This is a genomic window from Paenibacillus sp. FSL L8-0663 (assembly GCF_038008125.1).
Lineage (GTDB): Bacteria > Bacillota > Bacilli > Paenibacillales > Paenibacillaceae > Paenibacillus > Paenibacillus polymyxa_D.
This window is the reverse complement of sequence record NZ_JBBOYM010000001.1, coordinates 4,915,001-4,935,537: the sequence shown is the minus strand read 5'-3', so window position 1 is coordinate 4,935,537 and position 20,537 is coordinate 4,915,001. Positions and strand designations below refer to the sequence as shown.

Below are 20,537 nucleotides of genomic sequence, written 5' to 3'. Positions count from 1 at the left end.
TTAAAAGATAGGAGGTGCAACAGATATGTCCCGTATTGGTCGTAAACCAATCACAGTACCAAGTGGTGTTGACGTGACTTTGAACAACACAGCAATCACAGTTAAAGGTCCTAAAGGAACATTGACTCGTGAGCTTCATAAAGACATGTCCGTTACTGTGGAAAACAATGAAATTAATGTAGTTCGTCCTTCGGACAACAAACTTCACCGCTCTTTGCATGGAACAACCCGCAGCGTTGTCAACAACATGGTAAGTGGTGTAACTGAAGGGTTTTCAAAATCTCTGGAGCTGGTTGGGGTCGGATATCGTGCAAGCAAATCCGGAGATAAAATCGTTTTGAACGTTGGATACTCTCACCCGGTTGAAATCACACCGGAAGCGGGCATCGAATTCGAAGTTCCTTCGAACACTAAAATCATCGTTCGCGGAATTGATAAAGAGCGTGTAGGTGCTTACGCTGCTAAAATTCGTTCCGTTCGTGAACCTGAACCGTACAAAGGTAAAGGGATTAAATACGAAGGCGAGCGCATCATTCGTAAAGAAGGTAAAGCCGGTAAGAAGAAATAAGTTTCTTACCGACTTTGTGCGGTCTTTCTGCTGGAAAGACTTCGTACTTCTTTTTTACCCAGTGCGTCTTAGTATAAAGTTTTAAAAGGCAAACTGAAGGGAGTGAAAACTTGAGATGATTACAAAACAAGATAAAAATAAAGCACGTGTCAGAAGACATCTGCGTGTACGTAAGAAAATCGAAGGTACGGCTGTACGTCCTCGTTTGAACGTATTCCGCTCTTCCAAGCATATCTACGCACAACTGATTGATGATGTAGCTGGTGTAACATTGGTATCTGCATCCACTATGGATAAAGAACTGAGCAGCGAAATCAAAAACGGCGGTAGTGTAGAAGCAGCTCGTAAGGTTGGCGAACTCGTTGCTAAACGTGCGAAAGAAAAAGGTCATGCTAACATCGTATTTGACCGTGGTGGATACTTGTATCATGGACGGATTCAAGCTTTGGCTGATGCAGCTCGCGAAGCAGGCCTTGAATTCTAAGACATTTCTCAAAAGGAGGTTAACGACTTGCGTGTAGATCCGAATACTTTGGAACTGACTGAAAGAGTAGTAAATATTAATCGTGTAGCTAAAGTTGTCAAAGGCGGACGCCGTTTCAGCTTCAGTGCTCTGGTAGTAGTGGGCGACGGAAACGGCTGGGTAGGCGCTGGAATCGGTAAAGCTGGCGAAGTACCTGATGCAATTCGCAAAGGTATTGAAGATGCTAAGAAAAACCTGGTTCACGTTCCACTCGTAGGAACAACAATTCCTCACCTTGTTACAGGTAAGTTCGGTGCTGGCCGGGTTCTGTTGAAACCGGCATCGGAAGGTACTGGAGTTATCGCTGGCGGTCCGGTTCGTGCTGTACTGGAACTTGCTGGTGTAGGTGATATCTTGACAAAATCTTTGGGTTCTTCGAATTCCATGAATATGGTCAATGCGACTTTGGAAGGTTTGTCCCGTTTGAAACGCGCTGAAGAAGTTGCAAAATTGCGCGGCAAATCCATCGAAGAGCTGCTGGGCTAAGGAGGGAATATCATGGCGAAATTAGAAATTACCCTCGTTCGTTCGTTGATCGGCCGTCCTGGTAATCAGAGAACGACTGTTAAAACGCTCGGCTTGCGTAAAATCAACCATAAAGTAGTTCAACCCGACAATGCAGCTATTCGCGGGATGATTAATCAAGTTAGCCATTTGGTTTCTGTTAAAGAAATTGAGGCTTAAGTAATAAAGTATTTTAACAATAATCAAGGAGGTGCAACGAACGATGAAGTTACATGAGCTTTCCCCAGCTCCAGGCTCCCGCAAAGAACGTAAACGTTTGGGTCGTGGTCCTAGTAGCGGTACGGGTAAAACTTCTGGTCGTGGTCATAAAGGTCAAAACGCTCGTTCCGGCGGTGGTGTACGTCCGGGCTTCGAGGGTGGTCAAAACCCACTGTATCGTCGCTTGCCTAAACGCGGTTTCGTAAATCCTACTCGTAAAGAGTATGCGGTTTTGAATATCGAAGATTTGAACAGTTTTGCAGCGGGTACAGAAGTAAGCCCTGAGTTTTTGCTGAACAATGGCATTGTGAAAAACGCCAAATCCGGAATTAAAATTCTGGGTAACGGTGAAATCACTGTGAAATTGACAGTTAAAGCGAACAAGTTCTCTCAATCTGCGGTAGAGAAAATTGAAGCTGCCGGCGGTAAAACCGAGGTGATCTAATGTTCAAGACCCTGAAAAATATATGGCGGGTTGAGGATCTTAGAACCCGAATCCTGTTCACCCTGTTTATACTCTTTGTATATCGTATTGGCTCCTTCGTGCCGGTTCCCGGCGTGAACAAGCAAGTCTTTACTTCTCAGGATCAAGCAGGAAGCGAGTTGTTTGGACTCCTTAACACCTTCTCAGGGGGCGCATTGTATCAGTTTTCGATCTTTGCCCTCGGGATTATGCCATATATTACAGCGTCCATCATTGTACAGTTGCTGTCAATGGACGTGATTCCGAAACTTGCGGAATGGGCTAAACAAGGAGAGCATGGTAAAAAGAAGTTGGCTCAAATTACGCGTTATGGTACGGTGATACTTGGCCTGATTCAAGCATTCGGAACGTCGATTGGCTTTAATCGACTGTACGGTGCAGCGATGATTCCAGGAGCCACTTTTGCAGATTATCTGGTCATTGCCATTGTGCTTACAGCAGGAACTACGTTCCTTATGTGGCTCGGTGAGCAAATTACCGAAAAGGGAATCGGCAATGGTATCTCTATTGTTATCTTCGCAGGGATTGCGGCGGGTATTCCAAGACATATTCGGACGGTTGTAGAATCTCAGTTTATTCAGGCGGATCAGCTGTTTATGAATATTCTGAAGGCAATTATAATTGCTCTGGTGATTGTTCTGATTATTGTTGGTGTTATCTACATCCAGCAAGGTATTCGGAAAATCCCGGTACAATACGCGAAACGTGTAGTTGGCAACAAAATGTACGGTGGCCAGAATACGCATATTCCGATGAAAATTAATGCGGCAGGCGTTATTCCGGTAATCTTTGCGGTATCATTGCTGCAATTCCCGACAATTATTGCGAGTTTCTGGGCAGATCATGTTTGGGCTAAGTGGGTTACCACTTACTTGTATTATGACAAGCCGCTGGGCATGGTTTTGTATGTCGTAATGATTATCGGTTTCACATTCTTCTATACCTTTGTACAGATGAATCCGCAGCAAATGGCCGACAATATGAAGAAAAACGGCGGTTATATTCCGGGAATTCGTCCGGGTAAAGCCACGGAGAAATACTTGACACGAGTAATGTCACGTTTGACAATGACAGGAGCTTTGTTTCTGGCAGTCATATCCGTTTTGCCGGTATTCTTCGGTTCGCTTTCGGGCTTGCCTCGTTCCGTGCAAATTGGCGGTACTTCATTGCTCATCATCATTGGTGTAGCATTGGATACAATGAAGCAAATCGAAAGCCAACTGATCAAACGCCATTACAAAGGCTTCATCAACAAATAGGCAATAGGTACCGGCTTAGGATGTTCGCATGCTTACCGGCACCTTTTGTGCTGTTTCTTGTGTAGGGGTCGTCTTGAGGAGTGACAGATTGTGAATATTTTGATCATGGGCCCTCCGGGGGCTGGTAAAGGTACACAAGCAGATGTCATTGTGAAGGAATTCGGCATTCCTCATATCTCGACAGGTGATGCTTTTCGCCTAGCGATGAAACAGGGAACACCTATTGGCATTAAAGCTAAAGAATATATCGACAAGGGTGAACTTGTTCCGGATGACGTAACAATCGGCATCGTTGAAGAACGGCTGCAACAGCCAGATTGCAAGAAAGGGTTCTTGCTGGACGGTTTTCCAAGAACTTTGGCTCAGGCTGAAGCCTTGGATCAAATTTTGGGTCGTTTGAATACGAAGCTAGATGACGTTATTAACTTGAAAGTGGATAGTGACAACTTGTTGGCACGAATCACAGGACGGCGGGTTTGTAAAACCTGCGGAACTAGCTATCATATTGTCTTTAATCCTCCTAAGGTTGAAGGCATTTGCGACAAAGACGGTGGGGAACTCTATCAGCGTCCTGACGATAATGAAGATAGCGTAAGAACACGACTTGACGAATATAGTAATAAAACAGCACCACTCCTCACGTTTTATGAGAACCAGAATCTTCTGCGTCATATCGACGGAGAACAGGATATTGATGTGGTTTCCCAAAATATCGTGTCCTTGTTGCGGGGTTAGCTGTAATGATCATTTGCAAGTCGGGGGGCGGAATCAAGCTTTATGAGGAAAGCTGAGAGAATAGTTACGGAAACGGATCATTTCTTGGCAGGACACATCGAGCCCGGTATTACGACCGGTGAACTTGATCATTTAGCTGATCGGTATATTCGCAGTCAGGGAGCTGTGCCGTCTTTTAAAGGTTATAACGGTTTTCCTGCTAGCATTTGCGCTTCAGTCAACGAACAACTGGTGCACGGATTTCCCGGCAAAAGCAAGTTAAACAAAGGCGATATCATCGCGAAAACTCGCCAGTTTACAATGTCGCATGCCATTCGGCAATATATTGAGAATCCAAACCGTGGTATTCCTGAGCAGGGGCCGAGGCTGAAAACCGGCATTGTGCTGGCTATTGAATCTATGATTCAAATAGGTTCTCACCATGTAGGGACGCTGGAAGACAACTGGACGGTCGTTACGATCAACGTAACCTCATGTGCTCATAACGAGCAAGCGGTGACGTGCGAAACGGGCGGCATGGACATTTTCACGAAACTGAGTGCGTAGGTGATTGGAATGATTCAGCAAGGAAACCTGCAAATCGGTCAGCTGGTGAAGATTCTGAAAGGCAGAGGTGCCGGACAGATTGCGGTTGTCGTTTCAGTAGCAGATAGCAGGTTTGTATATATTGCGGATGGGGATAAACGAAAGTTTGATCAAGCGAAGAAGAAAAATGTTCTTCATTTGGTGCCTCAGCCAAAGATTAGTAGCGAGATTGTAAACAGTTTAAACGAAAGCGGTCGGGTGACGAATGGAAAGCTGCGCCATGCAGTGAAAACTTTCCTGGATTCGTCCGAATACCAAGCTGAAGAGAAAGGAGACTGACTTTGGCCAAAGAAGATGTCATTGAGGTTGAAGGTACGGTAATCGAGCCACTGCCGAACGCTACGTTCAAGGTAGAGCTGGAGAACGGTCATCAAATTCTTGCTCATGTTTCCGGAAAGCTGCGGATGCACTTTATCCGTATTTTGACAGGCGACAAGGTGGTTGTACAGTTATCGCCTTACGATTTAACCAAAGGCCGTATAACGTACCGCAAGTAATTCATGCAGGTTTTTATTAAACGTATATCATTTAAAAAAACTTGTTTTGCTCGGCAAAACGATGTGAATGTTCACGAAGCGAGTTTTACCAGGGTAAAGCTTGGAGGAGGTAATCAACATGAAGGTAAGACCTTCTGTAAAACCTATTTGCGAAAAATGCAAAGTCATTCGCCGCAAAGGGAATGTAATGGTTATTTGCGAAAATCCGAAACACAAACAAAAACAAGGTTAATAGAAGGGGGTGTAGCGTAAAATGGCTCGTATAGCTGGTGTGGATTTGCCACGTGACAAACGCGTTGAGATCGCCTTGACTTACATTTTCGGAATCGGTAAAACGACTTCTCAGAAAATCTTGAAGGAAACAGGCATCAGTGCAAACACGCGTGTTCGTGATTTGACTGAAGATGAAGTGAGCAAATTACGTGAAACGATCGACAAAGAAGTTAAAGTAGAAGGCGATCTGCGTCGTGAAATTTCCTTGAATATTAAACGTCTGACTGAGATTGGCTGCTACCGTGGTGTTCGTCACCGTCGTGGGTTGCCTGTTCGCGGACAACGTACTAAAACTAATGCTCGTACGCGTAAAGGTCCTCGTCGGACTGTAGCGAACAAAAAGAAATAAGAAGGGAGGATAACATTCAATGGCTAAACCGAAAAAAGTTGTACGTACAAAACGCCGTGACCGTAAAAATATCGAGACTGGCGTGGCACACATCCGTTCCACGTTCAACAACACGATCGTTACGATCACAGATCCACACGGTAACGCAATCTCTTGGGCCAGCTCAGGCGGCATGGGATTCCGTGGTTCCCGTAAATCTACTCCATTCGCAGCGCAAATGGCCGCAGAAACTGCTGCTAAAGCTGCTATGGAACACGGCATGAAAACTGTCGAAGTCATGGTTAAAGGACCTGGTGCAGGTCGCGAAGCAGCAATCCGCTCTTTGCAAGCTGCTGGTTTGGAAGTTAACCTGATCAAAGACGTAACTCCGGTACCTCATAACGGATGCCGTCCTCCAAAACGTCGTCGCGTCTAATGAGATTTCTCCTCTGCGTGTAGTATAGATCCGGCACAAACTGCCAAGAATGGATGTTTAGGTATACTGCATGATAGACTATGGATAAGGTGAATGTTTCATATAGGAGCGACGTTTTGAAGGAGGGATATTGCAGTGATAGAAATCGAAAAGCCGAAAATTGAGACGGTTGACGTCAATGATGATGGCACCTATGGAAAATTCGTAGTAGAACCGCTGGAACGCGGATACGGTACGACGCTTGGAAACTCGCTTCGCCGTATTCTGTTATCCTCGTTACCGGGGGCAGCAGTCACATCGGTTCAAATCGATGGGGTTCTGCACGAGTTTGCAACGGTTCCCGGTGTGAAGGAAGACGTAACGGAGATCATTCTGAACTTGAAAGCTTTATCGCTTAAAATCCACTCGGATGAAGAGAAAGTACTCGAAATCGATGCGGAAGGCGAAGGAGTTGTAACGGCAGGAGATATCCGTGCGGATAGTGATGTGGAAATTCTTAATCCGGATCTTCACATTGCTACGCTCGGACCGGGTTCGAGACTTCACATGCGTATTTTTGCCAATCGCGGTCGCGGTTACGTTAAGCAGGATCGGAACAAACGTGATGACCAGCCGATCGGCGTCATTCCCGTCGACTCCATCTACACTCCGATTGCACGCGTGAACTACGGCGTAGAAAATACGCGTGTCGGCCAGGTTACGAATTATGACAAGCTGACACTTGAGGTTTGGACTGACGGAAGTATTCGTCCCGAGGAAGCAGTGAGCCTTGGAGCCAAAATTTTGACCGAGCATGTGATGTTGTTCGTGGGTCTCACGGACGAGGCTAAAGATGCTGAAATTATGGTTGAAAAAGAAGAAGACAAGAAAGAAAAAGTTCTTGAAATGACGATCGAAGAGCTGGATCTCTCCGTCCGTTCCTATAACTGCCTTAAGCGCGCTGGTATCAATACGGTACAAGAACTCACGACTAAATCTGAAGAAGATATGATGAAGGTCCGTAACTTGGGTCGCAAATCTTTGGAAGAAGTACAAGAGAAGCTCGAGGAACTTGGTTTAGGACTTCGTACGGAAGAATAGTACAGCAACGTTTTTGTGAAGGAGGGGAAATTACATGGCATACCAAAAATTGGGCCGTAACTCCAGTGCCCGTAAAGCTTTGTTTCGTGATTTGGTAACCGATCTGTTCTTGTATGAGCGTATCCAAACTACTGAGGCTAAAGCAAAAGAAGTTCGTTCTATTGCTGAAAAACTGATCACCAAAGCGAAAAAAGGAGATCTGCACGCACGTCGCCAAGTGGCTGCGTTCGTTCGCCGTGAAACTTTGGATGGTGAGCAGGATGCAATCCAAAAGCTGTTTAGCGAATTGGCTACACGTTACACTGAGCGTCCAGGTGGATACACTCGTATCTTGAAATTGGGACCTCGTCGTGGCGACGCCGCTCCAATGGTATATCTGGAATTGGTTGACCGCGCGTAAACAGGCGAAGATGAGGGAAGGGTGGACAGAATCGGCTTGATTCTGAACAACCCTTTTTTTCTCTTGGAGGAGTCCTTGAGGGGCTTCTCCTTTGTTATGTTCGGTTATTCCTTGTAAGGCCAGAGACTACCCCTATAAAGGTGTGAGAAGCATGCGGAACTTGTGCATGAAGGTGAACTATGACGGAACCCACTATGATGGCTTTCAGACGCAGCCTAACGGTAACACCATTCAGGACTGCCTTGAACATGCTATCTACTCATTGACGGGCGAGCGTCTTAAAATTACAGGCTCAGGCCGTACAGATGCAGGTGTACATGCATACGGGCAGGTATTCAATTTTCACACTGAATCGCCGATTCCAATACAGCGCTGGTGTCTGGCACTTAATGCCTGGTTGCCTCGTGATATCATCGTTACGGATGCGAGAGAGGTGCCAATGTCCTTTCATGCACGCCGCATGGCGAAGCGGAAGACATATCGGTACAGTATTAATGCGAACCGGTTTCCGGACATCTTTCACCGTCGTACACAGGCCCATCATCCAACGAGTCTGGATGTAAGAGCGATGGAGGAAGGGTTGGCTCATTTAGTTGGCACCTTTGACTATACTTCGTTCGCATCTCGACGTTCCCAAAAGACGAATCATGTTCGCACTATTTACGAAGCCTATATGACAGTAGACCATTCCTTTTCACGTCCGGGCTCGGATGATCAGGGAATTATCCATACTTATATTACAGGTAGCGGATTTTTGCAGCACATGGTTCGGATTATTATGGGGACTTTGCTGGAAGTGGGAGAAGGCAAAAAATCGTCGGATGATATTCCTTCCATTTTGGAGGCGAAAAGTCGTTCAAAGGCTGGACCTACGGCTGTTGGACACGCTTTAACGCTCTGGAATGTAGAGTACGACGAAAACATCAAAAAACATTGATTTTACCCTTGCGGAATTGATGGTTATCCTGTAATATAAAAGTTGTGTTTTCTTAATGGCTTTCCCACAGCCCCAATTAAGATAATCACTTTAAAGTAACATCTAATCCATCAATAATGCAGCAACTTAACGAACGAAGATAAATGATGATTTCTGTTAACGAACTTAAGGAGGATACTTTTCATGCGTACTACGTATATGGCGAAGCCAAATGAAGTTGAGCGCAACTGGCACATCATTGATGCCGAAGGCAAAACGCTCGGTCGTCTGGCAAGCGAAGCGGCTGCGTTGATTCGCGGCAAACACAAGCCACAATTTACACCACATGTGGACACAGGTGATTTTGTTGTTGTAATCAATGCGGAAAAAATCGTATTGACCGGTAAAAAAATGGAGAACAAGAAATACTACCGTCACTCCCTGCATCCGGGTGGTCTGAAAGTAACGGTTGCACAAGAAATGGTTAAGAACAAGCCTGAGCGCATGTTGGAATTGGCTGTTCACGGTATGCTTCCTAAAACTCGTCAAGGCGAGAAAATGAAGCTGAGACTTAAAGCTTACAGAGGCACTGAGCATCCACATGCAGCACAAAAACCTGAAGTTTACGAACTTCGCGGATAATTAAAAGGGAGGACAGTTTCATGGCACAAGTACAATACTATGGGACAGGTCGTCGTAAACATTCGGTAGCTCGTGTTCGTCTCGTACCGGGTGAAGGACGCATTGTCATCAATAAGCGTGATATTAATGAATATTTCGGTTTGGAAACTCTCAAACTGATCGTAAAACAACCACTGAACCTGACAGAAACAGTTGGTAGCTATGACGTACTCGTTATCGCTCATGGTGGTGGTATCTCTGGTCAAGCCGGCGCAATTCGCCACGGTATTTCCCGTGCTCTGTTGAAAGCAGATCCGGAATTCCGTCCAGCTTTGAAAAAAGCAGGATTCTTGACTCGTGACCCACGTATGAAAGAACGTAAAAAGTACGGACTCAAAGCCGCTCGTCGTGCACCACAGTTCTCGAAACGTTAATATTTCGAATACAGAAGAACCTTTTCCTTATGGAAAGGGTTCTTTTTTAATTTCCTAATCATTACCCACATGTGGATAAGTAGACCTAGTTTAAAGCTATGAGTTTCGGCATGTTTCAGCGAATACATAAATAACCGCATGCAAATGCACGGAAAACGAGAAGTTATCCACGAAGGAATTGAAGATGATATTGTTATACACAAATACAGTTTGCTATTTCAACGTAGTTTATTCTGTAATGTTTATAACCTGTGACTAAATATATTGTCCGGCTATTTAGTTTAGCCTGGTCTTAATATTCTTTGCTAAGTGCTGTTTTGTGAGGATACTTTGGTATCACCTGTTTATGTAAAGATCTCCTTGATATGTTCTGGAGGGGTTGTCTATGCCTCTTGTAGAGCTGTTTTGGGCGCAGCTAGGGATAGGGCAAGGAATACCTCTTTTTATTTGTGCGCACTGGGCAGCAGGACGATCCTTAGCCTAGCAATGTCCGCTGCCTAAGCTGCTACAATTGTAACGGCGATGTACATGTTACTGGTAATGGAAATAGTCTACACAGCAATCGCCCTAAACTATAACCAGGAGCACTATTGTATTGTCCGACTGTTTACTCTCATAAAATCGCTCCTCATTGATGACAGGCTTTAAAAAGACTTCCAGAGCGATAAGAGCCTTGTTTGTGTCCAGTGGATCAATTGTTCGGTAATTGCCTCTACAAGCGCTATAGGATTGGATAGAGGCATAATAAGAATTCAGTGCGGAGTCATTTCTTTTATAATTTCCACAATGAAGGTATCGCTGACGCCAGAGCTCCAGAATAGTATAGTGGTTTCATCTGGCTAAAAATTCGGGTAAATGCTATTTCGCTTTTACCCTCTTCTGAACTTATCCACATACGGACTTCATCTTTTGAATGCAGAATAAGAATTCTGAAGCTAAAGGTATTTTCAAATCCCTCAGTTGGCGTCCTTCGATAATCTTAGATTCAGAAACGATGCTTGTTATCTTCTATAGATAGTTTTGCATGATCAAGTAACCCAAAGTTGTTCAGTATTACCGATGGCTGCCTCGCACTGGGCACAGGATTAGGATACGCTGCTCCTAGTTGACTCTAAAGCATTTTACTCAGAAAATCCGCAAGCAGACGTTAAGTACAAAAAAACATTTTGGCTATCAAATCATTCAACCAAGTGATTTTACGTAGCATGATAGGTTGTCAAAAAAATGCTTATCCGTACGTTCGGTTTGCTCTTCCAAAGTCACCATAGGGAATATTCCTTCAAGGACCAAACTACTTCCATATGTTGTTGTATAAGAAAGGCCTTTTTTTAAAAGCGTACTGTTAGTACATCTTTGTCTTCGACAGGGTGGAGAACAAGCCATCTTTCTTGACGGAAAAAATCCCTAATTCAAGCATACTTTCAGCTACAATAGTTACCTTTAGTAACCAAAGAGCTTATGTACCATTCTCAAATGTTTGGTATAAGAATATTTTATATAAAGTCAATGAACTTGGTTGGATACGCAAGAAAGCATTAAAGAATGCTGACAGAACAACATTCCTACAAGTTTGGGTGGATAAATGCTTGCATCAGGACATTTTGCCTTGGATTGACAATGATTAAGAAAGTTTTATACTGTATTTAATCTTATTAGTTTAGTCGGTATTGGAGTGACACTATTTATGAATCTTCATATGGAGGCGCATTGATAATGAATTTATTGGAGAAAGAAGCGTTGATTAGAGTCAAGGCAATTGAACTGGAAGATGCTACGCCAGAGGAAATTATCCAGTATGCTGTTCTTACATTTCCCAATCTTACCTTTGCTTGTAGCTTCGGAGCAGAAGATGTAGTACTAGTAGACATGCTTCAAAAAATTAGCCCTTCCACCGACATTTTTTACTTGGACACCGACTTTCATTTTCAAGAAACTTACGATACGCGAGATCAGATGAAGGCCAGGTACAACTTGGATTTTGTTAGAGTCTCTCCCTTAATTACTCCCGAAGAGCAAGCGGCTAAACATGGAGAGGAACTGTGGAAAACAGATCCTAACACATGTTGTGGTATACGCAAAGTTGAGCCGCTGACACGCATTTTGTCGCAATACGATGCATGGATTACCGGTATTCGCCGCGATCAGGCCCCTACTCGTGCGAATTCAAAAAAGATAGAGTATGATGAAAAGTTTGGACTCGTTAAATTTAACCCCTTGGCAAGCTGGACATCCGAGGATGTATGGAACTATATCCGCACTCATGAAGTGCTGTATAATCCATTGCATGACCGCAATTATCCAAGTATCGGTTGTGAGCAATGTACCCGTGAGGTCCTACCAGGTGAAGATCCTCGTGCAGGTCGTTGGTCTGGCAATGAGAAAACGGAATGCGGGCTCCATCAATAAAATGATATTCAGGTAGCTATGAGTCATATTTATGAAGAAGAAGGGAAGTGCATTATGACTGCAATTCTTCCGCATGGCGGAACACTTGTTGATAAAATCATTACAGGCCCGGAACAAAAAGCGCTTTTGCAGACTGCGAGGGAATTGTTTCCTATCCGTGTAAACTCATGGACCATTTCTGATCTGGATTTAATTGGAGTGGGGGCTTTCTCTCCTTTGACGGGGTTTATGAATGAATCTGACTATAGGTCAGTGGTAACAGATATGCGTCTTGCCGATGGTACAGTCTGGAGTATTCCCATTACTCTTGCAGTTGCAGAAAGTATAGCCAGTGAATTGAAATTAGGTCAGCAGGTGGCTTTAGTGGGGGAAACAGACGGTACCATTTATGCTGTACTTAATATTGAAAGTATTTATCAGGTAGATCAGGCTGAGGAAGCCAGAAGAGTATTCAAGACGGATGACCCGGCTCATCCTGGCGTAAACAAACTGTTAGATCGACCTGCTACGTATGTTGGTGGATCTGTGCAAGTGCTGAATCGGCCGGAGCCCACACAATTTAGTGAGTTTTACTATACACCATCACAGACACGCGACTATTTTGCAGAAAAAGGTTGGAAAACAGTGGTCGGTTTTCAAACACGAAATCCGGTACACCGAGCACATGAGTACATCCAAAAAAGCGCGATGGAGATTGTGGATGCATTGTTTCTAAACCCACTCGTTGGTGAAACCAAGTCAGATGACGTTCCGGCAGATGTGCGTATGAAGAGCTATTTGGTGCTGCTGGACAATTATTATCCGGCTGATCGGACTTTTCTGGGGGTATTTCCTGCTGCCATGCGATACGCGGGCCCTAGAGAGGCCATTTTTCATGCTATTGTGCGAAAGAACTATGGCTGCACCCATTTTATTGTTGGAAGGGATCATGCTGGTGTAGGAGACTATTATGGTACCTACGAGGCACAGGAAATTTTCAGCCACTTTACACCTGAAGAGCTGGGGATTACTCCATTGTTCTTTGAACACAGCTTTTATTGCACCCGATGTGGAAACATGGCTTCAAGTAAAACATGCCCACATCCCAAGGAGCATCATTTAACGCTCTCGGGCACCAAGGTACGGGAATTGTTGCGCTCTGGGGTTTGCCCGCCACCTGAATTTACACGACCGGAAGTCGCTCAAGTGCTGATTGAAGGTATGAAGGAATTTGTTCATGCCTGAGTTGTACTATCTACACGCCTCGTCCCATATAGATTATTAGTATCTGTATAGGACGGAGGCGTTTTGTTATGCAAAAAAATAATCGTAAAAACGAGGTTACACTGTGGATTCGCTATCGGACGTTGCAAAAAATGCTGTTGGGCTGTTGTCTCGCCGTTCTATTTATTACACTGGCATTGTATGAGATACCTGCTTCGAGAGCTTGGACCCATTGGAGTTTACCCCTTACAGGTAAAGTAATTGCCATAGATGCTGGACACGGAGGGCCTGATGGAGGGGCGGTTAGCAAAGAAGGGATTATTGAAAAGGATATTAATCTGGCAATCGCTTTTTATTTGCGGGATTATTTACAGCAAGCAGGTGCTGTTGTTGTCATGACACGTGAGGATGACCGCGACCTGGCGCAGCAAGAAACGAAAGGTTATTCCAGAAGAAAAACGGAGGATTTGAAGCAGCGTGTGCGTATAATTGAGGAGCAGAAAGCAGACCTCTTTCTAAGTATTCATATGAACAGTATCCCGTCGAGCCGTTGGAGTGGAGCCCAGACCTTTTACGTACCTAACCATGCAGATAACGAGAATTTGGCGTCTTTAATTCAGGAAGAGATCAAACGCAACTTGGAAAATACGGACAGAGTGGCTAAGACCGTGAACACAGTTTATTTATTGAAAGCTCTCAAAATGCCATCAGCCCTTGTTGAAGTCGGATTTTTGTCCCATCCAGAGGAGGCCAGACGACTAAGTGACGTGAACTATCAAAGACAGGTGGCGGCGTCCATATATAAGGGGATTTTGCGTTACTGTGCCGGGGAAAAGGGGATCTCACCAGCACCTGAGGCCAGATAGTGGTATACTGTAAGTGTTTACCACTCCGTAAATTCATCAAAGCAGAGGTGCTGATAAATCATGCAATCAAGAGAGCAAGTTATAGAGTTACTTCAACAAGTACGGGAGCCTTATACAGGACGCCGTCTAGTCGATCTCCATTTTATTCGGGATGTGGTTGTTAAAGAGGATCGTGTATCCTTGACCGCTATTAGTCTGAATAACCAGGAAGAGACGCTTGCAGAACTGGAGCGGGAAATCCGGCAGACTTTAGAAGAGGCGGGATTAAGCCACGTCCATATTCGTATTCGTGAGGCATCTGAGCATGAAAAGTCCGCAATTCAAGCTGGGGAGAATACCGAGGACGCCGCTGACCCGGTTTTGACCAAAGGACATGCTGTCGGTATGGAAGAACATGAGCTGCTTAACCCAGCATCTGGCGTCCGGTTTATTGCTATTGCAAGCGGAAAAGGTGGTGTCGGAAAATCGACAGTAGCTGTAAATTTGGCTGCTGCTTTAGCTAGACAGGGGAAGCGTGTGGGTTTAATTGATGCGGATATCTATGGATTCAGTGTGCCGGATATGATTGGAGTAGAGGATGTGCCTTCGGTCGAAGAGGGTATCATTCAGCCAGTGGAGCGATTTGGTATCAAAATCATGTCAATGGGCTTCTTTGTCAGAGAGAATAACCCGGTGATCTGGAGAGGTCCCATGCTAGGGAGAATGCTCAGACAGTTTTTTAGTGATGTCGAATGGGGAAAGCTGGACTATATGATTCTCGATTTACCACCAGGCACTGGCGATGTAGCGCTTGACGTACATCAAATGATTCCGCAGAGTGAAGAAATCATTGTTACTACTCCACATGCGACGGCGGCTTTTGTAGCTGCACGTGCAGGCGCAATGGCGCTTCAAACGGATCATAAGGTCATCGGTGTTGTGGAGAACATGTCTTATTATGTGTCCTCCACTGGAGAAAAGGACTATGTTTTTGGGCGAGGAGGAGGGGCTATGCTGGCAGACACTCTTCATACAAAACTTCTTGCTCAAATTCCGCTGGGTATTCCAGATAATCATCCGTCAGAAGCCGACTTTTCTCCATCAGTATATAAATCCGAGTCGGCGACAGGAGCCATTTACAATGATATTGCTGCTCAAATTATGATCTTGCACACGAAATCTAAATAAAGAAAAAAGGCTGGTTTTTAAACCAGCCTCAGATTGTCGAGAAACCCCGTCATTTTGAGACGTGGGTTTCCTTTTTACATCATAATGCTCTGGTCTCTGGAGAAGCAGGGGGGGTTACCCCTGTTTCTCCAGGCGATCTAGGTGGATCGCCATCTTCTTCATGTTCTGCACGGCTGCCGTCATAAGGGCTTGTTCCCTGACGTTTGGAAGACCGCGCAAACGGCAATAGCGAAACCCATGGAGCTCTTTGGCATCCGCGAAGCTTCGCTCAATCGTCTCTTTTCGTTTGCGGTACAGCTTTTTACCAGATGGGCTCAGCCGGTTGCTCCGTACCCACTCTTTGCTGTCTTCCCAGACATGCCGAGTCACCACTTTGCGGTGGTTTCGAGACTGGGTACACTGACTTAGCAGTGGGCAATGCTGGCACTGAGCTGGGTCAGAGGCATACTGCCGGTATCCCTTACGGTCCGTCGTTCGGTAGGGCAGTTCCTGTTGGGCTGGGCATCTATACGCATTGCGTTTGGCATCGTATTCAAACTTCCATTTCGGAAACAGTCCTTGTCTGGGATGGAATCTTCGGTGAGCAATCACGGCAAAAATCTTTCGGTTCTGCAAACCTCGGCAAATCGGCGTTGTTAAATAACCTGAATCTAGTGCAACAGCTTCTACTTGAAAACCAAAACGTTCTCTTTGGCGATCCAAACGGGACAAATAGGGGACAGAATCATGTACATTCCCTGGTGTCACATGCACGTCCGTAATCAGATTGTACTTCATATCCACCGTGCGGTGGTCCAGATAGAAGAAGCCTTCGGGCTTGCCATCACGGATCATATAGCCGCTGTCCGGGTCTGTTTTGCTCACTTTCATTTCTTTTTCTTCGTTCACTTCCTCTCGGGATTTTAAGGCTTTTTTCCGTGGTTTCTCCGGTCATCCTTCACCGCTTCGTTCAGCTCGTCCATATAGTCTTTAGTATTCTGCAACACTTGTTCTTTGGTGTACTGGTGCCTGTTAGCATTGGCTTTGACGTGTGTGGAATCGGTGACGAGAACACGCCCACCCACCATTCGGTGAGAGATCGCCTGCAGCACAATTTCATCGAAGATATCTTGAAAGATCGTGGTGTCTTTAAAGCGAGTACGACGATTCCAGCTAATCGTCGTATGGTCCGGAACTTTATCCGTTAAGCCCAACCTCAGAAACCAACGATAAGCTAGGTTCGTCTGAATTTCTCGCTCGAGTTGCCGTTCTGAGCGAATGCCATAGAAATAACCGAGAAAGATCATTTTAAACAATACGGTAGGATCAATGGCAGGACGCCCGTTGTCTGCACAATACAGTGGTCGAACTTTATCATCGATAAACGAAAAATCGATATACTTATCTACTTTGCGGAGCAAGTGATCTTGAGGAACCAGATCTTCGATGGAAACAAATTCGTAGGATTGTTGTTTTTCGCGGTTGGAGCGTAGCATATCAACACCATCCGTTCTACAATAGTTACCTATATTATACAACATTAACGCGGTGTAGTCTTAAACAAAATTAACATAAAATAGGCTGTCGAGACTTTCTCGACAGCCTGAGGCTGGTTTTTAAACCAGCCTTTTTATTATTGGCTTCCTCCTTGTTCTCCTTCGCCCCCACCTTCGCCGCCGCCACCACCTTGCTTATCGCCGCCTGCACCGCCTTGCTCACCACTTTTTTTCTCAACCTTGGGTTGAAGCTCCTCTTGTACGACGGTTTTGAGTAAATTCATAACCTCAAGTCGGAAAATCGGATTTTGCATGGCATCATGCATGACTGTCATAGATTGTTTGCGATATTCAGGGGTTTTAGTTAAGTCCATATACATTTTGGTTAATTCTGGCGACTTGAGCATTGCTTCAATTGATTTTTGATAAGAAGGGTCTTTTATAAGTTGCATATGAAGCTGTTTGCTTTGGCTGTTGATGGCTTTGGCAAATTCTCCGGCAAAACGCGGATCAGTCATAATCTTTTCGATTTCTTTTTTATATTCAGGTGATATCAAAGTATCTTTGACTGCGATCTTCATCTGCTCAGCCGATTGCATGGGCATAAGCATCTTCATTCCCATGCTGCCACCAGCCCCACCACCAGATCCACCCTCTTCACTGCTTTGACCGGATTGTCCTTCTTTGGATGAACTGTTTTCCCCAGTTAAAGCTTCCTCTACCGCTTTTTTTCCGTCATCACTTTTCAGGATATCGACAACCATCGTTTTCATCTCTTTATAACTGTTCTGGGGGGGCGCAGAACCCTGATCCGAGCCGCATCCACTCAGTGCAACGCCCAGTACGCATACCGTGCTAACAAATCGCAAACGAGTCCAATTCATGGCCGTATTCCTCCTTCATCATGAATGTGGATAGTATGCGGATGAATGGGGAGAAATATGTCGATTTGCTTTTGGTTTTTAGCTGAGAACGATGTAAAATAACTCCTTAAAGACCCAGTGCCTGATCGCGTACCTCTTTGCCTTTTACTGTACCCTGTTGAAGCAGTTCAGATACAGTCACGAATTCATAGCCCTGTGCACGCAACTTGTCGATAATGACGGGCAAGGCTTCATGCGTTTGTTTACAGGAATCACTGGCATGCAGAAGGACGATATCGCCAGGATGCGCTTTATTTACAACACGGTCGATTATGACCTGAGTACCAGGGTTTTTCCAATCCAGGGAATCTGTATCCCACTGAATGGTTTTGTAGCCTAAAGTGCCGGCAACCTGAAGGACCCTTTTATCAAAGTCGCCATTAGGCATACGGATCAACTTCGGGGACTGTCCCGTCAGTTCGGTTAATGTGGTATGAGCAATTGAAATCTGCTTACGAATATCTTCATCGCTTAAGCTACTGTAATTTTCATGTTTATGGCCATGACTGCCGATTTCAAATCCACTTTCTTTAATCTGATTCACAAGCTCTGGATGTGTTTTACTCCAAGGGGCAGAAAGGAAAAAGGTGGACTTGGTCACTTTTTTATCCTGAAGGACTTTTAAGATGGGGGCAGTACGCTTATCTCCCCAACTAATATCAAAGGTGAGAGCGATCAACTTTTTGTCCGTGGGTACACTATAAATAGCGGTTGGTGCTTCCTCGGAAAAAACCGTAACATTATCGGTTTCTACATAAATGACTCCAACGGTAAAGACGGCTGCAGCCATTACGATTAAGAATCGTTTGATTTTTTTACCGTTTAATACATAGAAAAAAGAATTCATGGTTAATAACGCTCCTTTCATCCTAGAAGTGCTTGTTTACTTAAAGCTATGCCGGGGGTTGTCAATTATTCCATTGGACTAATAGGAGGAATTATCAAATGGGACTAAAAGCTTTTTTTCACGATTTACACACGACAAGACGGCTAATTTTTATCTCTGCAATTCTTTTCTGCACAAGTATTATAGTGGGATGGTTAAGTACAGGCACTATTCAATCCATGCTGGCGCAACAAATGAAGGGGCTGGGAGAAGTAGCGCAGCGCTTGCAGAATTCTGAGCATCCACAATGGAGTTTTTTTGTATTTATCTTTTTCAATAATGCAATTAAATGTGTGCTGGTTATATTTATGGGGGCTGTATTTGGAATCGTACCGTTTATATTTTTGATTGTGAACGGTATGGTATTAGGGTTCGTAGTACACTTGCAGACAGATATAGGAAGAAGTATCTATGAGGTTGTTGTAAAAGGGTTACTGCCTCATGGTGTGATTGAATTGCCAGTTTTGATTATCGCCTGTGCTTTCGGATTGAAGTTCGGAATCAACATAATGTCTACTATAGGTACAAGCATAGGGCTAAAGCGTAAAGAAACTGGCCTGTCGTGGGATGTATTTATGAAACAAACGTTGAGGGTGTCTATATGGTCTGTCATCTTACTGCTTATAGCAGCTGCAATTGAGAGTGGCATAACTTATCGTTTATTGTCACAATAAAATATTATGGCCAATTATTTATATATTTCTTGAAAATTGAACATAACAAAGGGGAGAGCCTAAAGAGAAGCTAAAGATTAATCGGGGTAAGTTTGAAACCTTAGCAGTTGAGTTTAAAAACAGGTAAAGATTGGAACAATAGTTGAGCAAATATAAGTACTTTATAATCTGCTGATAAGGGAGTATGGTCATATGTTGGGAATGCTGTTTAACGAAAAAGAATGCAAGGAACTTGACTACGTTCTTCGTAAGGAGCTAGATGAAATGCTGCTTGATATGAGCGATACTCGATTGGATCAAGATATTCGCTACGCAATCGCACTTCGATATAAAACAGTCTTCCGCATGTATGCCCGTTTTGCACCCGCCAAGGAACTATCAAAATATGCTCGCAGAGGGCGAGTCCCACAAACTAAACAATGAAAAGGTAGAAACTACATCAGATATCAGGAAGTAAACTATTTTTAAAAGCTTATACTTTCTGATATCAAAAAAAGTATTGACTCTATTCAATATTCATGGTAAATTGATTTTCGTTCCTTTTTAAAGAATTTGCTCAAAAAAAAGAAATTAAAAAAACTATTGCAAATTTTAAAAAGAGATGATATATTATAAAGGTCGCCACTGAGACGCGGTGACGAAACAAAGTAAGACATTATGCGAGTTTGATCTTTGAAAACTGAACAACGAGTGAGTACGGATTTTGTTTACAAAATCCAACGCTGAAGTTTCGGTACATGCCATCAGGCTGTATAAAATGGAAGCAAACAAGAGATATTTTATCTCGTCAGTTTCAACATGAGCTTATCGCTCTTTCTATAAACCGACTTCGGTTGGTCTTTAATGGAGAGTTTGATCCTGGCTCAGGACGAACGCTGGCGGCGTGCCTAATACATGCAAGTCGAGCGGGGTTGTGTAGAAGCTTGCTTCTACACAACCTAGCGGCGGACGGGTGAGTAACACGTAGGCAACCTGCCCACAAGACAGGGATAACTACCGGAAACGGTAGCTAATACCCGATACATCCTTTTCCTGCATGGGCGAAGGAGGAAAGACGGAGCAATCTGTCACTTGT

Annotated in this window: 28 protein-coding genes and 1 rRNA gene (1 of these 29 cut by a window edge); 26 read left to right on the top strand and 3 right to left on the bottom strand. The window is 44.4% G+C overall.

Annotation, left to right across the window (positions count from 1 at the left end):
* Positions 1-25 precede the first annotated feature (25 nt).
* From rplF to MKY75_RS21755, 23 genes are all read left to right on the top strand, one after another.
* Positions 26-568, top strand: coding sequence for a 50S ribosomal protein L6 (gene rplF / locus MKY75_RS21865; protein ID WP_013312152.1), 543 nt, complete (start codon positions 26-28; stop codon positions 566-568).
* A gap of 115 nt (positions 569-683) precedes the next feature.
* On the top strand, positions 684-1,052 hold the full coding sequence (gene rplR, locus MKY75_RS21860) for a 50S ribosomal protein L18 (RefSeq protein ID WP_007432568.1): 369 nt from the start codon (positions 684-686) through the stop codon (positions 1,050-1,052).
* A gap of 27 nt (positions 1,053-1,079) precedes the next feature.
* A complete protein-coding gene (gene rpsE, locus MKY75_RS21855) occupies positions 1,080-1,577 on the top strand; it encodes a 30S ribosomal protein S5 (protein WP_013312151.1) in 498 nt (165 codons plus the stop codon).
* 12 nt (positions 1,578-1,589) lie between these two features.
* Positions 1,590-1,775: a 50S ribosomal protein L30 gene (gene rpmD / locus MKY75_RS21850; RefSeq protein ID WP_013312150.1), complete on the top strand. Its 186-nt coding sequence runs from the start codon at positions 1,590-1,592 to the stop codon at positions 1,773-1,775.
* 43 nt (positions 1,776-1,818) lie between these two features.
* Positions 1,819-2,259 (top strand): 50S ribosomal protein L15, encoded by a 441-nt coding sequence (gene rplO / locus MKY75_RS21845; RefSeq protein ID WP_013312149.1) that lies wholly within the window; start codon positions 1,819-1,821, stop codon positions 2,257-2,259.
* Complete coding sequence (gene secY, locus MKY75_RS21840) at positions 2,259-3,557, top strand: preprotein translocase subunit SecY (protein WP_013312148.1); 1,299 nt, start codon at positions 2,259-2,261, stop codon at positions 3,555-3,557. Before rplO ends, secY begins: the two co-directional genes overlap by 1 nt.
* A gap of 90 nt (positions 3,558-3,647) precedes the next feature.
* Positions 3,648-4,292, top strand: coding sequence for an adenylate kinase (locus MKY75_RS21835; RefSeq protein ID WP_029514486.1), 645 nt, complete (start codon positions 3,648-3,650; stop codon positions 4,290-4,292).
* 42 nt (positions 4,293-4,334) lie between these two features.
* Positions 4,335-4,838 carry a M24 family metallopeptidase gene (locus MKY75_RS21830; RefSeq protein WP_165150810.1) on the top strand — a complete coding sequence of 168 codons (504 nt, stop codon included), beginning with the start codon at positions 4,335-4,337 and terminating at the stop codon, positions 4,836-4,838.
* A gap of 9 nt (positions 4,839-4,847) precedes the next feature.
* Positions 4,848-5,156, top strand: a complete 309-nt coding sequence (locus MKY75_RS21825) for a KOW domain-containing RNA-binding protein (RefSeq protein WP_013312145.1) — start codon at positions 4,848-4,850, stop codon at positions 5,154-5,156.
* Positions 5,157-5,158: 2 nt separating this feature from the next.
* On the top strand, positions 5,159-5,374 hold the full coding sequence (gene infA, locus MKY75_RS21820; RefSeq protein WP_006212898.1) for a translation initiation factor IF-1: 216 nt from the start codon (positions 5,159-5,161) through the stop codon (positions 5,372-5,374).
* Positions 5,375-5,492: 118 nt separating this feature from the next.
* Positions 5,493-5,606, top strand: a complete 114-nt coding sequence (gene rpmJ / locus MKY75_RS21815; RefSeq protein WP_003333770.1) for a 50S ribosomal protein L36 — start codon at positions 5,493-5,495, stop codon at positions 5,604-5,606.
* Between the two features lie 21 nt (positions 5,607-5,627).
* A complete protein-coding gene (gene rpsM, locus MKY75_RS21810; protein WP_007432560.1) occupies positions 5,628-5,996 on the top strand; it encodes a 30S ribosomal protein S13 in 369 nt (122 codons plus the stop codon).
* A 19-nt stretch (positions 5,997-6,015) separates the two neighbouring features.
* Positions 6,016-6,411, top strand: coding sequence for a 30S ribosomal protein S11 (gene rpsK, locus MKY75_RS21805; protein WP_013312144.1), 396 nt, complete (start codon positions 6,016-6,018; stop codon positions 6,409-6,411).
* A gap of 135 nt (positions 6,412-6,546) precedes the next feature.
* Positions 6,547-7,491, top strand: coding sequence for a DNA-directed RNA polymerase subunit alpha (locus MKY75_RS21800; protein ID WP_007432558.1), 945 nt, complete (start codon positions 6,547-6,549; stop codon positions 7,489-7,491).
* A 34-nt stretch (positions 7,492-7,525) separates the two neighbouring features.
* A complete protein-coding gene (rplQ, locus tag MKY75_RS21795) occupies positions 7,526-7,891 on the top strand; it encodes a 50S ribosomal protein L17 (protein WP_013312143.1) in 366 nt (121 codons plus the stop codon).
* A 151-nt stretch (positions 7,892-8,042) separates the two neighbouring features.
* Complete coding sequence (gene truA, locus MKY75_RS21790) at positions 8,043-8,828, top strand: tRNA pseudouridine(38-40) synthase TruA (RefSeq protein ID WP_165150811.1); 786 nt, start codon at positions 8,043-8,045, stop codon at positions 8,826-8,828.
* Positions 8,829-9,011: 183 nt separating this feature from the next.
* Positions 9,012-9,449, top strand: coding sequence for a 50S ribosomal protein L13 (gene rplM / locus MKY75_RS21785; protein ID WP_013312141.1), 438 nt, complete (start codon positions 9,012-9,014; stop codon positions 9,447-9,449).
* Between the two features lie 20 nt (positions 9,450-9,469).
* Positions 9,470-9,862 carry a 30S ribosomal protein S9 gene (gene rpsI / locus MKY75_RS21780; RefSeq protein WP_013312140.1) on the top strand — a complete coding sequence of 131 codons (393 nt, stop codon included), beginning with the start codon at positions 9,470-9,472 and terminating at the stop codon, positions 9,860-9,862.
* Between the two features lie 1,388 nt (positions 9,863-11,250).
* Positions 11,251-11,487, top strand: coding sequence for a hypothetical protein (locus tag MKY75_RS21775; RefSeq protein WP_203055993.1), 237 nt, complete (start codon positions 11,251-11,253; stop codon positions 11,485-11,487).
* Between the two features lie 88 nt (positions 11,488-11,575).
* On the top strand, positions 11,576-12,268 hold the full coding sequence (locus tag MKY75_RS21770) for a phosphoadenylyl-sulfate reductase (RefSeq protein WP_029514483.1): 693 nt from the start codon (positions 11,576-11,578) through the stop codon (positions 12,266-12,268).
* Positions 12,269-12,322: 54 nt separating this feature from the next.
* Complete coding sequence (sat, locus tag MKY75_RS21765) at positions 12,323-13,492, top strand: sulfate adenylyltransferase (protein WP_340887114.1); 1,170 nt, start codon at positions 12,323-12,325, stop codon at positions 13,490-13,492.
* 68 nt (positions 13,493-13,560) lie between these two features.
* A complete protein-coding gene (gene cwlD / locus MKY75_RS21760) occupies positions 13,561-14,337 on the top strand; it encodes an N-acetylmuramoyl-L-alanine amidase CwlD (protein WP_039274926.1) in 777 nt (258 codons plus the stop codon).
* 60 nt (positions 14,338-14,397) lie between these two features.
* Positions 14,398-15,504 (top strand): Mrp/NBP35 family ATP-binding protein, encoded by a 1,107-nt coding sequence (locus MKY75_RS21755; RefSeq protein ID WP_318628397.1) that lies wholly within the window; start codon positions 14,398-14,400, stop codon positions 15,502-15,504.
* 114 nt (positions 15,505-15,618) lie between these two features.
* On the opposite strand, the gene MKY75_RS21750 is transcribed toward MKY75_RS21755, so the two are convergent.
* The 3 genes from MKY75_RS21750 to pdaB all read right to left on the bottom strand — a co-directional run bounded on the left by MKY75_RS21750 (position 15,619) and on the right by pdaB (position 18,749).
* Positions 15,619-16,979, bottom strand: a protein-coding gene (locus MKY75_RS21750) for an IS1182 family transposase (protein ID WP_238438058.1) whose coding sequence is annotated in 2 segments (ribosomal slippage) — positions 15,619-16,412 and positions 16,412-16,979 — 1,362 coding nt in all. Because the reading frame shifts where the segments join, the coding sequence is not laid out codon by codon here.
* A 137-nt stretch (positions 16,980-17,116) separates the two neighbouring features.
* Positions 17,117-17,863 carry a spore germination lipoprotein GerD gene (gene gerD / locus MKY75_RS21745; protein ID WP_029517534.1) on the bottom strand — a complete coding sequence of 249 codons (747 nt, stop codon included), beginning with the start codon at positions 17,861-17,863 and terminating at the stop codon, positions 17,117-17,119.
* Between the two features lie 106 nt (positions 17,864-17,969).
* The gene (gene pdaB, locus MKY75_RS21740) at positions 17,970-18,749 is read right to left on the bottom strand and encodes a polysaccharide deacetylase family sporulation protein PdaB (protein ID WP_340886513.1); all 780 of its coding nucleotides are present in this window, start codon (positions 18,747-18,749) and stop codon (positions 17,970-17,972) included.
* A gap of 98 nt (positions 18,750-18,847) precedes the next feature.
* On the opposite strand from pdaB, the gene MKY75_RS21735 reads away from it, so the two are divergent.
* From MKY75_RS21735 to MKY75_RS21725, 3 genes are all read left to right on the top strand, one after another.
* The gene (locus MKY75_RS21735) at positions 18,848-19,462 is read left to right on the top strand and encodes a stage II sporulation protein M (protein ID WP_029517533.1); all 615 of its coding nucleotides are present in this window, start codon (positions 18,848-18,850) and stop codon (positions 19,460-19,462) included.
* Between the two features lie 192 nt (positions 19,463-19,654).
* Positions 19,655-19,885, top strand: a complete 231-nt coding sequence (locus tag MKY75_RS21730) for a hypothetical protein (RefSeq protein WP_013312131.1) — start codon at positions 19,655-19,657, stop codon at positions 19,883-19,885.
* A gap of 417 nt (positions 19,886-20,302) precedes the next feature.
* Positions 20,303-20,537, top strand: a 16S ribosomal RNA gene (locus MKY75_RS21725); it runs 1,321 nt beyond the window's last position.

Excerpts from the sequence above, each read along its gene's own strand:
- rplM (WP_013312141.1), top strand. The coding sequence starts at position 9,012 with ATGCGTACTACGTATATGGCGAAGCCAAATGAAGTTGAGCGCAACTGG.
- rpsK (WP_013312144.1), top strand. The coding sequence starts at position 6,016 with ATGGCTAAACCGAAAAAAGTTGTACGTACAAAACGCCGTGACCGTAAA.
- rpsI (WP_013312140.1), top strand. The coding sequence starts at position 9,470 with ATGGCACAAGTACAATACTATGGGACAGGTCGTCGTAAACATTCGGTA.
- MKY75_RS21825 (WP_013312145.1), top strand. The coding sequence starts at position 4,848 with ATGATTCAGCAAGGAAACCTGCAAATCGGTCAGCTGGTGAAGATTCTG.
- MKY75_RS21755 (WP_318628397.1), top strand. The coding sequence starts at position 14,398 with ATGCAATCAAGAGAGCAAGTTATAGAGTTACTTCAACAAGTACGGGAG.
- rplQ (WP_013312143.1), top strand. The coding sequence starts at position 7,526 with ATGGCATACCAAAAATTGGGCCGTAACTCCAGTGCCCGTAAAGCTTTG.
- MKY75_RS21830 (WP_165150810.1), top strand. The coding sequence starts at position 4,335 with ATGAGGAAAGCTGAGAGAATAGTTACGGAAACGGATCATTTCTTGGCA.
- rplR (WP_007432568.1), top strand. The coding sequence starts at position 684 with ATGATTACAAAACAAGATAAAAATAAAGCACGTGTCAGAAGACATCTG.
- rpmJ (WP_003333770.1), top strand. The coding sequence starts at position 5,493 with ATGAAGGTAAGACCTTCTGTAAAACCTATTTGCGAAAAATGCAAAGTC.
- rplF (WP_013312152.1), top strand. The coding sequence starts at position 26 with ATGTCCCGTATTGGTCGTAAACCAATCACAGTACCAAGTGGTGTTGAC.
- rplO (WP_013312149.1), top strand. The coding sequence starts at position 1,819 with ATGAAGTTACATGAGCTTTCCCCAGCTCCAGGCTCCCGCAAAGAACGT.
- cwlD (WP_039274926.1), top strand. The coding sequence starts at position 13,561 with ATGCAAAAAAATAATCGTAAAAACGAGGTTACACTGTGGATTCGCTAT.
- rpsM (WP_007432560.1), top strand. The coding sequence starts at position 5,628 with ATGGCTCGTATAGCTGGTGTGGATTTGCCACGTGACAAACGCGTTGAG.
- truA (WP_165150811.1), top strand. The coding sequence starts at position 8,043 with ATGCGGAACTTGTGCATGAAGGTGAACTATGACGGAACCCACTATGAT.
- sat (WP_340887114.1), top strand. The coding sequence starts at position 12,323 with ATGACTGCAATTCTTCCGCATGGCGGAACACTTGTTGATAAAATCATT.
- MKY75_RS21770 (WP_029514483.1), top strand. The coding sequence starts at position 11,576 with ATGAATTTATTGGAGAAAGAAGCGTTGATTAGAGTCAAGGCAATTGAA.
- rpmD (WP_013312150.1), top strand. The coding sequence starts at position 1,590 with ATGGCGAAATTAGAAATTACCCTCGTTCGTTCGTTGATCGGCCGTCCT.
- MKY75_RS21735 (WP_029517533.1), top strand. The coding sequence starts at position 18,848 with ATGGGACTAAAAGCTTTTTTTCACGATTTACACACGACAAGACGGCTA.
- MKY75_RS21730 (WP_013312131.1), top strand. The coding sequence starts at position 19,655 with ATGTTGGGAATGCTGTTTAACGAAAAAGAATGCAAGGAACTTGACTAC.
- secY (WP_013312148.1), top strand. The coding sequence starts at position 2,259 with ATGTTCAAGACCCTGAAAAATATATGGCGGGTTGAGGATCTTAGAACC.
- gerD (WP_029517534.1), bottom strand. The coding sequence starts at position 17,863 with ATGAATTGGACTCGTTTGCGATTTGTTAGCACGGTATGCGTACTGGGC.
- pdaB (WP_340886513.1), bottom strand. The coding sequence starts at position 18,749 with ATGAATTCTTTTTTCTATGTATTAAACGGTAAAAAAATCAAACGATTC.